At 70.6% G+C, this 12,631-nt stretch carries 11 protein-coding genes; 10 read left to right on the top strand and 1 reads right to left on the bottom strand.

Translation table 11 applies throughout. The features are described 5' to 3' along the window. Positions 1-39 precede the first annotated feature (39 nt). A complete protein-coding gene (locus HNR22_RS07315) occupies positions 40-837 on the top strand; it encodes an SDR family NAD(P)-dependent oxidoreductase (RefSeq protein ID WP_179779688.1) in 798 nt (265 codons plus the stop codon). 138 nt (positions 838-975) lie between these two features. Continuing rightward, complete coding sequence (locus HNR22_RS07310; RefSeq protein ID WP_179779687.1) at positions 976-1,758, top strand: hypothetical protein; 783 nt, start codon at positions 976-978, stop codon at positions 1,756-1,758. A gap of 130 nt (positions 1,759-1,888) precedes the next feature. Here HNR22_RS07310 and HNR22_RS07305 read toward each other — a convergent pair whose 3' ends face one another. After that, complete coding sequence (locus HNR22_RS07305) at positions 1,889-2,674, bottom strand: FCD domain-containing protein (protein ID WP_179779686.1); 786 nt, start codon at positions 2,672-2,674, stop codon at positions 1,889-1,891. A gap of 136 nt (positions 2,675-2,810) precedes the next feature. Here HNR22_RS07305 and HNR22_RS07300 point away from each other — a divergent pair, with 136 nt between their 5' ends. The 8 genes from HNR22_RS07300 (at position 2,811) to HNR22_RS07265 (ending at position 12,502) form a co-directional block, all read left to right on the top strand. Then, on the top strand, positions 2,811-4,097 hold the full coding sequence (locus HNR22_RS07300; RefSeq protein WP_343059718.1) for an ABC transporter substrate-binding protein: 1,287 nt from the start codon (positions 2,811-2,813) through the stop codon (positions 4,095-4,097). A gap of 74 nt (positions 4,098-4,171) precedes the next feature. Further along, positions 4,172-5,122 (top strand): carbohydrate ABC transporter permease, encoded by a 951-nt coding sequence (locus HNR22_RS07295; RefSeq protein WP_179779685.1) that lies wholly within the window; start codon positions 4,172-4,174, stop codon positions 5,120-5,122. Beyond that, entirely contained in the window at positions 5,119-5,934 is an 816-nt protein-coding gene (locus tag HNR22_RS07290) for a carbohydrate ABC transporter permease (protein WP_088948826.1), read from the top strand. Before HNR22_RS07295 ends, HNR22_RS07290 begins: the two co-directional genes overlap by 4 nt. A gap of 7 nt (positions 5,935-5,941) precedes the next feature. Then, positions 5,942-7,090 (top strand): galactonate dehydratase, encoded by a 1,149-nt coding sequence (gene dgoD, locus HNR22_RS07285; protein WP_179779684.1) that lies wholly within the window; start codon positions 5,942-5,944, stop codon positions 7,088-7,090. A 35-nt stretch (positions 7,091-7,125) separates the two neighbouring features. Continuing rightward, on the top strand, positions 7,126-8,355 hold the full coding sequence (gene manD / locus HNR22_RS07280) for a D-mannonate dehydratase ManD (RefSeq protein WP_179779683.1): 1,230 nt from the start codon (positions 7,126-7,128) through the stop codon (positions 8,353-8,355). After that, complete coding sequence (locus HNR22_RS07275) at positions 8,345-8,911, top strand: gluconokinase (RefSeq protein ID WP_179779682.1); 567 nt, start codon at positions 8,345-8,347, stop codon at positions 8,909-8,911. Before manD ends, HNR22_RS07275 begins: the two co-directional genes overlap by 11 nt. Before the next feature lie 37 nt (positions 8,912-8,948). Continuing rightward, a complete protein-coding gene (locus HNR22_RS07270) occupies positions 8,949-10,655 on the top strand; it encodes an ABC transporter transmembrane domain-containing protein (RefSeq protein WP_179779681.1) in 1,707 nt (568 codons plus the stop codon). Then, positions 10,652-12,502, top strand: coding sequence for an ABC transporter ATP-binding protein (locus HNR22_RS07265; protein ID WP_179779680.1), 1,851 nt, complete (start codon positions 10,652-10,654; stop codon positions 12,500-12,502). Before HNR22_RS07270 ends, HNR22_RS07265 begins: the two co-directional genes overlap by 4 nt. The last annotated feature ends 129 nt before the right edge of the window (positions 12,503-12,631 follow it).

The following is a 12,631-nucleotide window of genomic DNA, read 5'->3' as shown; positions in this document are numbered from 1 at the left end:
TGATGGCGGTGCGGCACCTACTCGCAATGGGAGAGAAACATGCGGTGTGACGGCCTCGTGGCGGTGGTGACCGGCGGTGGCTCGGGGATCGGCCAGGCCTGCGTACGGGCGTTCGTGGCCGCCGGTGCCCGGGTCGGCGTCCTGGACCTGGACCTGTCGGGCCTGCCCGACGATCCGTACGTCCATGGCGTCCGGGCCGACGTCGCCGACCGGTCCTCGCTCAGCAGGGCCGTCGCCTCGGTCGCCGAGGCCTTCGGGGGCATCGACATCCTGGTGAACAACGCCGGCATCTCCGCCGTCGGCACGGTGGAGGAAAACGACGACGAGCAGTGGAGCAGGGTGCTCGACGTCAACGTCACCGGCGTGGCCCGCACCAGCGCTGTCGCCCTGCCGTACCTGCGTCGGTCGTCGTCGGCGGCGATCGTCAACATCTCGTCGATCGCGGCGACCGTCGGCCTGCCCCGACGCGCCCTGTACTCGGCGTCGAAGGGTGCCGTGCACGCCCTCACCCTCGCCATGGCCGCCGACCTGGTGACCGAGGGGGTCCGGGTCAACTGCGTCGCCCCCGGCACCGTCGACACGCCCTGGGTGGCCCGCCTGCTCGCCGGCGCGGCCGACCCGACCGCGGAGAAGCGGCAGCTCGCGTCCCGCCAGCCGACCGGCCGTCTGGTGACCGCCGACGAGGTGGCCGCCGCCGTCGTCTACCTCGCGTCGCCCAGCACCGGGTCGGTGACCGGGGCGTCGCTGGCGGTGGATGGTGGCATGTCCGGCCTGCGACTACCCGCCCAGGTGCCACCTGCCGCTGGTCAGGCCCGCAGTGCCGGATCGGGCGCGTGACATGATTGCGTCATGGGGAAACAGCAGGACGTCGGCGAGCCCGACCGTCACAGCGGGTCCGACGCCACCGCCCACCGTCCGATCGGTGGCGATGCTGACGCGCGGCTCGCCCTCGCACAGGACCCCACAACGCCACAAATGACCCTTATCGACCTGGCGTCCGACCCGTCGGCGGTGGTCCGCAAGGCGGTCGCCGCTCGGGCCGACGCACCCGCGCAGGCCCTGCGACCGCTCACCAGGGACCAGGATCGTCAGGTCCGGGAGGCCGTGGCGAGGAACCCTTCCACCTCGATCGCCAACCTCCTGCGTCTGGTCAAGGACGACGACCGGTGGATCCGCTGGGCGGTCGCCAGCAACCCGGCCTGCGACGAGTCGGTCCGCCGGGCCATGGCGCAGGCATCGGACAAGGAGCTTCGCGGCCTCCTCGCGGAGAGCCGGGAGCTGGAGCCCGAGCTGGCCGCCAAGCTGACCGACGACGTCTCACCCGAGGTACGGGAACGACTCGCCACCCACACCCACGACCTCGACGTGATCAACACCCTGCTGGCCGATCGCACCGCCCGCGTACGCAAGGGGGTTGCCCGCAATCCGCGGACCACCGCCGCGCAGCGCAGCGCGCTCGCGGCGGACCCGGTGGTCGACGTGCGTGCCGCGCTGGTCCGCTCGTTGGAGTTGGACGAGGCCGATCTGGCGCGCCTGGTCGACGACCGGTCGGTGCAGGTCCGCCTGGCGATGGCGACATCCGAGGTCGTGCCGCCGCACATCCGGCAGCAGCTCACCCGCGACCCCGACGAGATGGTGGCCAGCGCGGCACGGGACTTCCGCCCCGGCACCGGCAACGCCTCCGCCGTGCGGGCTCCCCGCATCGCGCACCGACCCTCCGCCGGTGCGGGTCGATCGGGTCGCGGCACCACACGCTGAGATCAATCCGTCGGTGCCACCCGGCCACCCGGCCACCCGCCCGATGATCGACTCGGTTTTCAGGAAGTCGGGGTGTCCGGGGTGGCCCGATACCGCGACTTCACGAAAACCGAGTCGATCATCGGCCGGATCAGCGGCTGGTCGAGCCGGGAGGCGCCTCCCGGTCGGGCATGCCGGTCTGCTCCCACAGTGACTTCATCTCGCCGAACGCCTGCTCCATCAGCTGCACCATCGCCTGCCGGGCGCGTGCGCCGTCGCGTCGTTGGATCGCCTGGGCGACGTCCGCGTGCATCTGGAGAGCCTGCTCGTGCGGGTGGTGTGGCATGAGGTGGTGTTTGTGCCGGCCGGTGAGCACCTCGGCGACCAGATCCTGAAGCCGGACGAACATCTCGTTGCCGGAGGCGAGCAGGACGCGCCGGTGGAACTCGATGTCGAGGTGCAGGAAACGTTCCTCGTCACCGGCCTCGCCGGCCGCCCACATCTTCGCCGCCAGCCCGACCAGGTCACTCGCTTCGTCGTGACCGATCCGGTTGGCCGCCAGGTAGGCCGCGTGCGGCTCGACGGCGGTGCGTAGCTCGGTGATCGACCGGAGCTGGGCCATCCGGCCAGCCGAGGCGAGTCGCCAGCGGATCACCTGCGGGTCGAAGACGTTCCACGCGCTGGCCGGCAGGATCATCACCCCCACCCGGCGGCGTGCCTCGATGAACCCGATCGATGCCAGGACGCGCAGCACCTCGCGGACGACCGAGCGGGAGACGGCGTACCGGTCGACCAGTTCGTCGATGTTGAGGATCGCGCCAGGTGCCAGCTCGCCGCCGCAGATGGCGGTGCCCAGGTGGTCGAGGACACGGGCGTGCAGCCCAGCCTCGGCAGGGGCGGTCTGAGCGGCTGCAACCTCTGATGAGGACGGTTCCACTCAAAGATCATATCATTTACATCAACCTCTTGAAGTAATCCGTCTATTCGGCCTAGCATCCCGATGTTAAGCGGATGTAACACCGAGGTAGCGGCTCTTCCGAGGGGCGGCGGCCACGACAGAAGGAGAGACAAGCGTGCGACGTCGATCGATAATCGGCACTTCTCTGGCCGTGGTCACCGCCATGAGCCTCACCGCCTGCGGTGGCGGCGATGGCGGCGAAGGTTCCAAGACCATCCGCGTGACGCTGGTGAACCACGTCTGGACGGAGAACATCAAGAAGGCCCTGCCGGAGTTCGAGAAGCAGACCGGCCTGAAGGTCGAAGTCACCCAGCTCGGTGAGGACCAACTGTCCGACCAGTACAACGTCAAGCTGAACGCCGGGTCCACCGACCTCGACGTGATGATGTACCGGCCCCTACAGGAGGGGAGGCAGTTCGGCAAGAACAAGTACCTCGCCGACCTGAGCGAGAAGGTCAAGTCGGACAGCGCCTTCGAGTTCGGCGACTTCCAGGCCGGGCCGGTGCAGGCGACGACCTATGAGGACAAGGTGGTCGGCCTGCCGATCATCACCGAGCAGGAGGTCCTCTACTACCGCAAGGATCTGCTGACCAAGTCCGGCTTCACCGCACCGCCCAAGACGCTCGACGAACTCAAGACGCAGGCGGCGAAGGTGGAGGCCGACAACCCCGGCGTCGCCGGTTTCGTCGCTCGTACCGGCAAGGCCGCCGCCGTCACCCAGTTCTCCAGCTTCCTCTTCAGCTTCGGCGGCGACTTCGTGGACAGCAGCGGAAAGGCCACTGTCAACACCGAGCAGGCCAAGCAGGCGTACGCCTTCTACGGCGGTCTGCTCCGGGACCACGGCCCGGAGAACATCAGCACCGACATGAGCTGGTCGGAGGCGATGGCGATCTTCACGCAGGGCAAGGCCGCCTTCTACACCGAGGCCAACTCGCTCTACAAGAACGCCACCGACCCGACCAAGTCCAAGGTCGTCGACTCCGTCGGCTTCGCCGCGTTCCCGGCCGGCCCGGCCGGGTCGAAGCCGTACAACATCCCCTCCTGGGCGCTCGGCATGAACGACAGCTCGGAGAACAAGGACAACGCCTGGAAGTTCATCCAGTGGGCGGCCGGCAAGGAGCAGGCGCTGGCGCAGCAGACGGCCGGCGTACCCGGTGCCCGTACCTCCGTCTGGGCGAACCCGGCGAGCACCGCGACCCTGCCGAAGGACCTGGCCGAGGCCAACACGGTCAGCACCGCGAACGGCGTCGGGCACGACCGTCCGCTGGTGGTCAAGGTGGCTGAGGCGCGGGAGATCGTCGGCCAGCCGATCGTCGACGCGATCACCGGCAAGGACGCCGCCAGCTCGGCGGACGCGGCGAACGCGGCGTTCCAGAAGTTCCTCGACGACGAGGCGAAGTAACCCACGCGCCGGGCGGCGGAGCCGACGTGCTCCGCCGCCCCGCCGGGACCTGGCCCCCGAACCCGGAGATCTGAATGTCAGCCGTCACCGCACCCCGCACCGATTCGCCCAAGGCCCCCATGGCGTCCCCGGAGTCGTCGGCCTGGTCGCAGTGGGCCAACAAACATCGCAAATGGCTCTTCGCGGCACCCGCCATGGCGTTCGTCGCCGTGCTGATCATCTTTCCGGTGGCGTGGACGGGCTATCTGAGCCTGACCGACGCCGAGGGTTCGGTGCGTGCCGAGTCCGAGTTCATCGGGTTCCAGAACTACCTCGACGTGCTCACCGACACCGACCGGTTCTGGCCGGCGGTCTGGCGTACGGTCCTGTTCACCGGCGTCGTGCTGTTCTTCGAGGTCGTTCTCGGCATGGCGATCGCCCTGCTGCTGTGGCGGCCCTTCCGCGGCGAGAAGTGGGTCCGCGTCGCGATCCTCCTGCCGCTGGTGGCCACTCCGGTCGCGGTCGGCATGATGTGGCGCCTCATCTTCGACCCCAACATCGGGATGGCCAACCAGCTGCTCGGCTGGATCGGCATCGGCCCCCAACCCTGGCTGGCCGGGCAGCACTCAGCCCTGCCGACGACGATGTTCATCGACATCTGGCAGTGGACCCCGATGGTCGTGCTGATCCTGCTCGCCGGGCTCACCTCACTCTCCGACGAGCCCCAGGAGGCGGCCCGGATCGACGGCGCCAGCAGCTGGCAGCGGTTCCGGCACGTCACCCTTCCGCTGTTGATGCCCACGGTGATCGTCGCCATCCTGCTGCGCGGCATCGACGCGCTCAAGACGTTCGACATCCTCTATGCGACCAAGGGGCGCGGCGGCGGGTCGTTCCACGAGGTCGAGACCCTCAACGTGTACGCCTACGGCCTGAGCTTCGACTACAACGACTACGGCGTCTCGTCGACCGTTCTCATCATCTTCTTCCTGATCATCATCGGGGTGATGTGGGCCCTCACCTATCGCAAGAAGGGGCTGGGCCGATGAAGCCGAGCAAGCCGTACCGCGTCTTCCGCACGTCAGCCCTCGTCGTCGTGGTGTTCGGGCTGATGGCGCCGCTGCTCTGGATGATCGCGGCGTCCTTCAAGACCAACGTGGACATCTACGACACCGCCAAGGCGTTCGTCTTCTCACCCAGTCTGAAGAACTACGAGACCGTCCTCCAGCAGGCCAACTATCTCGAGTTCATCGGCAACAGCCTCTGGGTGGCGTTCGCGGCCACCACGCTCTCGCTCCTGCTGGGGGTGCCCGCCGCCTACTCGATGAGCCGCTTCAACATGAAGAAGTCGGCGCTCGTCGTGCTCATGGCCCGGGTCATCCCGGGCGTCTCGCTCCTGGTGCCCTGGTATTACGTCTTCTCGAACCTGAAGCTGGTCGGCGGGTTCAGCGTGCTGATCCTGAGCCACATGTTCGTGTCGCTGCCGCTGATCGTCTACATCATGATGGGCTACTTCGACGGCCTGCCGACCGAGTTGGAAGAGGCGGCGTTGGTCGACGGTCTGACCCACATCGGCGCGTTCCGGCGGATCACCCTGCCGCTGTCGGTGCCCGGCGTCGCGACGGCCGGCATCCTCTCGTTCATCTTCTCCTGGAACAACTTCATGTTCGCCCTGGTGCTCTCCGGCTCCGACACGAAGACGCTGCCCGTGGCGATCTTCGACTTCGTCGGGTACGCCAGCATCGACTGGGGCGGCCTGATGGCAGCCGCGACAGTGGTCACCCTGCCGATCATGCTGATCGCCCTGTTCGTGCAGAAGTACGTCGTCTCCGGCCTCACCGCCGGTGCCACGAAGGGCTGACAGCTCGATGACGAAGATCGCAAAGGTGGAGACCTTCCTGGTCGCGCCGCGCTGGCTGTTCGTCCGGGTCGAGACGGAGTCCGGCATCGTCGGCTGGGGCGAGGCGACCTGCGAGGGCCGGTCCGAGACCGTACGCACGGCCGTCCACCAGCTCAGCGAGCTGCTCATCGGTCGGGACGCGCTGCGCATCGAGGACCACTGGCAGGTGATGACCAAGGGCTCCTTCTATCGGGGCGGCCCGATCCTGGCCAGCGCGGTGTCCGGCCTGGACCAGGCGCTCTGGGACATCGCCGGGAAGCACTACGGCGCCCCGGTGCACCAACTGCTCGGCGGGCCGGTCCGGGACAAGATCCGGGTCTACGGCTGGGTCGGTGGCGACGAGCCCGCCGAGATCCGCGACCAGATCAGCGCCCAGGTCGAGGCGGGCCTGACCGCGGTGAAGATGAACGCGTCGGGACGGATGGGCGCGCTCGCCTCGGTTGCCGAACTCGACGCGGTCGTGCAGCGGGTGGCCGTCGCCCGCGAGGTCCTCGGCGACGACCGCGACGTCGCCGTCGACTTCCACGGGCGATTCACCCTCGCCAACGTCCGGCGGGTGGCCCCACTCCTGGAGCCGTACCGGCCGTTCTTCCTCGAAGAACCGGTGGTGCCGGAGAACTCGCACCTGATCGGCGAGGTCGTCCGCTGCACCACCACCCCGGTCTCGACCGGGGAGCGGCTCTACAGCCGGCAGGAGTTCCTCCCCGTGCTGCAGGCCGGCATCGCCGTGGCCCAGCCGGACCTCGCGCACGCCGGCGGCATCACCGAAGTTCGCAAGATCGCCACGTTGGCCGAGGTGTACGACGTGCAGCTCGCCCCGCACTGCCCGCTCGGGCCGATCGCCCTCGCCGCCTGCCTCCAGGTCGGCTTCGCGACGCCCAACTTCCTGATCCAGGAGCAGAGCGTCGGCATCCACTACAACCAGGGCGCCGAGGTGCTCGACTACTGCCTCGACAAGACCCCGCTGACCTTCGTCGACGGGTGCGTGCAGCGGCTGACCGCACCCGGCCTCGGCATCGAGATCGACGAGCACGCGGTGCGGACGGCGGACAAGCGGGGCCACGCCTGGCGCAGCCCGACCTGGCGGCACCCCGACGGCTCGTTCGCCGAATGGTGAGACCACCCCGGTTCTGAAGGAACGAAAGGCACCCCGTGAAGATCGTCGCAGCAGACATCATCGTGTCCAGCCCCGACCGGAACTTCGTCACCCTGAAGATCACCACCGACGAGGGCATCACCGGTCTGGGCGACGCCACGCTCAACGGCCGTGAGCTGTCCGTCGCCTCGTACCTGCGCGACCACGTTGCCCCGTTGCTGATGGGGCGGGACCCGCACCGGATCGAGGACACCTGGCAGTTCCTGTACCGCTCGGCGTACTGGCGTCGTGGACCGGTCACGATGGCGGCCATCGCGGCGGTCGACGTCGCGCTGTGGGACATCAAAGCCAAGGCCGCGGGCATGCCGCTGTACCAGCTGCTGGGCGGCGCGTCCCGCACCGGCATCATGGCGTACGGGCACGCGTCGGGACGGGACCTTCCCGAGCTGTTCGACTCGATCCGCCGCCACCTGGACGAGGGCTTCCGGTCGATCCGGGTGCAGACCTCGGTGCCGGGGATCAACGCGGTGTACGGCGTGGCCGCCCAGCCCAGCGCCACCGGCCAGCGGTACGACTACGAACCCGCGCAGCGCACCCCGCTGCCTGCCGAGGAGGACTGGGACACCCGCGCGTACCTGCGCCACCTGCCCACCGTGTTCGAGGCGGTCCGCGTCGAGTTCGGCCCGGAGTTGCCGCTGCTGCACGACGGTCACCACCGGATGACCCCGATCCAAGCCGCCAAGCTCGGCAAGGCCCTCGAACCGTACGACCTGTTCTGGCTGGAGGACTGCACCCCGGCGGAGAACCAGGAGGCCCTGCGGCTGGTCCGCCAGCACACCACCACCCCGCTGGCCATCGGCGAGGTCTTCAACACGGTCTGGGACTACCAGACCCTGATCCGCGAGCAGTTGATCGACTACGTCCGGTCCGCGGTCACCCACACCGGTGGCATCACCGCCATGCGCAAGCTGCTCGACTTCGCCGCCCAGTACCAGATCAAGTCCGGCATCCACGGCCCCACCGACATCTCCCCGGTGGGCATGGCCGCGGCGCTGCACCTGGACCTGGCCATCCACAACTTCGGCATCCAGGAGTACATGAAGCACACCCCGCTGGCCAACGAGGTGTTCCGGCAGTCGTTCACCTTCACCGACGGCTACCTGCACCCGGGCGACCAGCCGGGTCTCGGGGTGGAGCTCGACGAGGAGGTGGCGGCCCGCTTCCCGTACGAGCCGGCCTACCTGCCGTTCAACCGGCTCAAGGACGGCACGATCCATGACTGGTGAGGGGCGGGGCGACGCCCAGCCCACCCGGCACGTCGTGGTGATGGGCGTCTCCGGTGCCGGCAAGACCACTGTCGCGCGGGGGATCAGCGCGGCCACCGGGCTGGCGTTCGCCGAGGCGGACGAGTTCCACTCCCCGGCGAACGTGGCACGCATGCGCTCCGGCGTACCGCTGGACGACACCACCCGCTGGCCCTGGCTGTCCGACATCGCCGCGTGGATTGCCGATCGCGGCGCGGAGGGCCGATCGACGGTGCTGGCCTGCTCGGCGCTCAAGCGCTCGTACCGGGACGTGCTGCGCCAGGGCACGCTCCGTTTGGATTTCGTGCATCTCGCCGGGCCGGCGGAGGTCATCCGGGCCAGGATGGCCCGGCGCGAGGGGCACTACATGCCGGCGAGCCTGCTCGAATCGCAGCTCGCCACGCTGGAGCCGGCGGAGCCGGACGAGTCGGTGCTCGTGCTCGACGTCGCGCTCACCCCGGAGGCTCTGGTCGCGGCGGCAGTGGACGGCCTCGGCCTGCACCCTACCGCCGTCCAGACTCGCAGCGGAGCATGTTAGGTTAGCCTGCCCTAATCGATATCGGAGTCCGCCTCGCATGTCAGTCGCCGAGACCAGCGGTGGCGTGGTGCTTCGTCGCGCGCTGCGCCGACAGCGTGGCCGGGTGCTGCTCGGCATCGCGCTGCTGTGCACACACCAGGCCACCGAAGCCCTCGTCCCCGTCGCCATCGGGGTGGTCATCGACCGGGCGGTCGCCACCGGTGACGTCCGCGCCCTGCTGCTCTCACTCGCCGGGCTGGCCGCCCTGTTCACCGTCCTCGCCTTCGCCTACCGGACCGGCGCCCGGATGGCGTACGCCGCGGTGGAGCACGAGGCACACGCGACGCGGGTCGAGATCGCCCGGAGCGCCCTCGACCCGCGTGGACACAGTTCCGGCATGCGCGACGGAGAACTGCTGTCCGTCACGGCCTCCGACGCCGAGCTGTCCGCGCTGGTCGTGCGGGTCGCCGGGCTCACCGCCGCGGCGTTCACCGCCATCGTGGTCGCGGCCGTCGCGCTGCTCGTCGTCGACGTCCCGCTCGGGCTCGGAGTGCTCCTCGGCGTACCCCTGCTGGTCGTCGCCCTGCAACGGATGGCGCCGCTGCTCACCCGGCGCAGCACGTCGCAGCAGGAGGCCCTCGCGGCCACGACCGCGCTCGCCGTGGACCTCGTCACCGGCCTGCGCGTGCTGCGCGGCATCGGCGCGCAGGACCACGCCGCGCGCCGGTACGCGGGCGCCAGCCGCCACGCGCTCGACGTCACCCTGCGTGCCGCCACGACCAAGGGCCTGCACCTCGGGCTCACCACCATGGTCAACGGTCTGTTCCTCGCGACGGTCGCCGGCGTGGCGGGCTGGCTCGCGCTCCAGGGCCGGCTCACCATCGGCGAACTCGTCGCCGTCGTCGGGCTGGCCCAGTTCATCGCCGAGCCGGTGCAGACGCTCGGGTACTGCGTACAGCTGTTCGCCATGGCCCGGGCCTCCGCGGGGCGGGTCGCCCGGGTCCTCGGCGCGGCGCCGGTCCTGGCGCCGGGCGACGCCGGGCCGCCCGCACCGACCCCGTCCCGGCTGACCCTCGACGGGGTCGGTCACGCGGGCCTCGAGAATGTCAGCCTGCACGTCCGCGCCGGCGAGATCCTGGGCGTGCTCGCCTACGACCCGAGCGACGCCGAGGCGCTGGTCGCGGTGCTGGCCGGCCGGGTGCCGCAACCCGACCGCCGGGGAACGTTGTACGTCGACGGCGTGCCCGCCGAAGAGCTGCACATCGACGCCCTGCGCGCTGTGGTCCTGGTGGAGCAGCATGACGTGGCACTGTTCGAGGGCACCCTGCGCGCCAACCTCAGCGCCGGCGCCCAGGTCGACGACACGGTCCTGCGTGCCGCGGTGCGGGCTGCGGCGGCCGAGGACGTGCTCGCCGCGCACCCGCACGGCTTCGACCGCCAGCTCACCGAGCGGGGGGCGAACCTGTCCGGCGGGCAGCGGCAGCGGATCGGGCTGGCCCGGGCGCTCGTCGCCGACCCCCCGGTGCTGGTGCTGCACAACCCCACCACGGCGGTCGACGCGGTGACCGAGGGCCTGCTCGCCGAAGGGCTGGCCTCGGCTCGCGGAGCGGACACCCACGGCACGGTGCTGATCACCACCAGCCCGGCGTTGCTGCGGGTCACACACCGGGTCGTCGTGCTCGACCGGGGCCGGGTCATCGCCGAGGGGCCGCACGAGCAGTTGCTCGCCAGCGACGCCCGCTACCGGGAGGAGATCCTGCGATGACCGAGCCGACCACGACCGGGGCCGAGCCCCGGCAACTGCTGCCGACGGCCACCGCCGGACAGACCTGGGCCACCCTCCGTACCGAGCTGGCCCGCCTGCCGGGGCTCAGCGCCGTCGCCGGCACGTTGCTGGTCGCCGCGTCCGCGACCGGGCTCGTCGCCCCCTGGGTGCTGGGTCGCCTCGTGGACGACGTCATCGCCGGCTCCGACACGTCGCAGATCGTGACCTGGGCGGGCGCGATCGCGGGTGCCGCGGTGCTCGCCGGCCTCCTCACCGCGGTCGGCGCCGCGGTCGCCGCACGCCTCGGCGAGACGGTGCTGGCCCGGCTCCGGGAGCGGGTCCTCGACCGTGCCCTGCACCTGCCGTCGGCCACCCTGGAGCGAGCCGGCACCGGGGATCTGGTGGCCCGTGCCGGCGACGACGTGGCAGTGGTGACGAACGTGATCGCCACCAGCGGCCCGGCCTTCCTCGGCGCGTTGCTGTCCGTCGTGTTGACCGCGGCGGGGCTCTTCGCCCTCGACTGGAGGCTCGGCATCGCCGGCCTGGTCGCCGCACCGGCGTACGCGCTGGCGCTGCGCTGGTACCTCAAACGGTCGATTCCGTACTACGCCCGTGAGCGGGTGGCCACGGGTGAACGCGCGCAGGCGACGGCCGAGGCGCTCCGCGGCTCGGCGACAGTGCGCGCCTACCGGATGGAGGACGCCCACGTCGCCCGGATCGCGGCGCGCTCCGGCGTCGCCCGCGACCTGTCGCTGGAGATCTTCGGGCTGTTCACGCGCTTCGGGCTGCGCATCAACCGGTCGGAGTTCGTGGGGCTGGCCGCCGTGCTGCTCGCCGGCTTCCTGCTGGTGCGCGACGACCTGGTCACTGTGGGAGCGGCCACCACCGCCGCGCTCTACTTCCACCGCCTCTTCAACCCCATCGGCCTGCTGCTGTTCGAGTCGGACTCCGTGCTGCAGGCCGGTGCCAGCCTCGCCCGGCTCGTCGGGGTCACCGCGCTGCCGGACACCGCGACCCCGGCCGGCCCGGAGCCCGCCCGGCAGGCGCGGCCCGAACCAGCGGCACTGGAGGTGACCGTCGCGCAGCACCGCTACGACGACGGGCCGGTCGTGTTGCGTGACGTCGACCTCCGACTCGCACCGGGGGAGCGCGTCGCCCTCGTGGGTGCCAGCGGCGCGGGCAAGAGCACGCTCGCCGGGATCATCGCCGGCATCATCGCGCCCACGCACGGGTCGGTGACCCTGCGCGGCGTGCCGCTGGTCGAGCTCGGCGAGCACCGCCTCCGCCGCGAGATCGCCCTCATCAGCCAGGAGGTGCACGTCTTCGCCGGGCCGCTCGCCGACGACCTGCGGCTGGCCGATCCGGACGCCACCGACGACGAGCTGACCGCCGCCCTCGACCTCGTGGGTGCCACCCACTGGTTCCGTACCCTGCCGGACGGCCTCGCCACCGAGGTGGGGGAGGGTGGACGGCACCTCACCGCGGCCCAGGCCCAGCAGCTCGCGCTGGCCCGCCTCGTCCTCGCCGATCCCGCCGTCGCGGTCCTCGACGAGGCCACCGCGGAGGCGGGCAGCGCCGGTGCGCGTGACCTCGACCGCGCCGCCGTGGCGGCCACCGAGGGACGTACCACCCTGGTCGTCGCCCACCGACTGAGCCAGGCGGCCACCGCCGACCGCGTCATCGTGATGGAGCATGGGCGGGTCGCCGAGCACGGCACGCACGCCGAGCTTCTGGCGGCCGGGGGTGGCTACAGCCAGCTGTGGCGGTCCTGGCGCATGCCCGGCCCCGTGCCGCCGCAGGGGCGCGGGAGCACCGAGCAGATCGAGGAGCAGCCCGTCCTGGGTTGAGCGCCGACGAGGCGCGTGCCGTCCCGCCGGGGCCCATGCCTGCCGGTACGCAACCGGGAAGTCGACCGAAGGTGGGATGCCGGGAACTTTTCCGGACCGGTCAGCGACAACCAGGATGCGCGGCTGACC

The organism is Micromonospora jinlongensis, from assembly GCF_013410645.1.
GTDB classification, from domain to species: Bacteria; Actinomycetota; Actinomycetes; order Mycobacteriales; family Micromonosporaceae; genus Micromonospora; species Micromonospora zamorensis.
This window is presented reverse-complemented; position numbering and strand designations above follow the sequence as displayed.

Bases quoted from the DNA above. Each gene is read 5' to 3' on its own strand.
- HNR22_RS07295 (WP_179779685.1), top strand. From the start codon at position 4,172: ATGTCAGCCGTCACCGCACCCCGCACCGATTCGCCCAAGGCCCCCATG.
- HNR22_RS07290 (WP_088948826.1), top strand. From the start codon at position 5,119: ATGAAGCCGAGCAAGCCGTACCGCGTCTTCCGCACGTCAGCCCTCGTC.
- HNR22_RS07270 (WP_179779681.1), top strand. From the start codon at position 8,949: ATGTCAGTCGCCGAGACCAGCGGTGGCGTGGTGCTTCGTCGCGCGCTG.
- HNR22_RS07275 (WP_179779682.1), top strand. From the start codon at position 8,345: ATGACTGGTGAGGGGCGGGGCGACGCCCAGCCCACCCGGCACGTCGTG.
- dgoD (WP_179779684.1), top strand. From the start codon at position 5,942: ATGACGAAGATCGCAAAGGTGGAGACCTTCCTGGTCGCGCCGCGCTGG.
- HNR22_RS07315 (WP_179779688.1), top strand. From the start codon at position 40: ATGCGGTGTGACGGCCTCGTGGCGGTGGTGACCGGCGGTGGCTCGGGG.
- HNR22_RS07265 (WP_179779680.1), top strand. From the start codon at position 10,652: ATGACCGAGCCGACCACGACCGGGGCCGAGCCCCGGCAACTGCTGCCG.
- HNR22_RS07310 (WP_179779687.1), top strand. From the start codon at position 976: ATGACCCTTATCGACCTGGCGTCCGACCCGTCGGCGGTGGTCCGCAAG.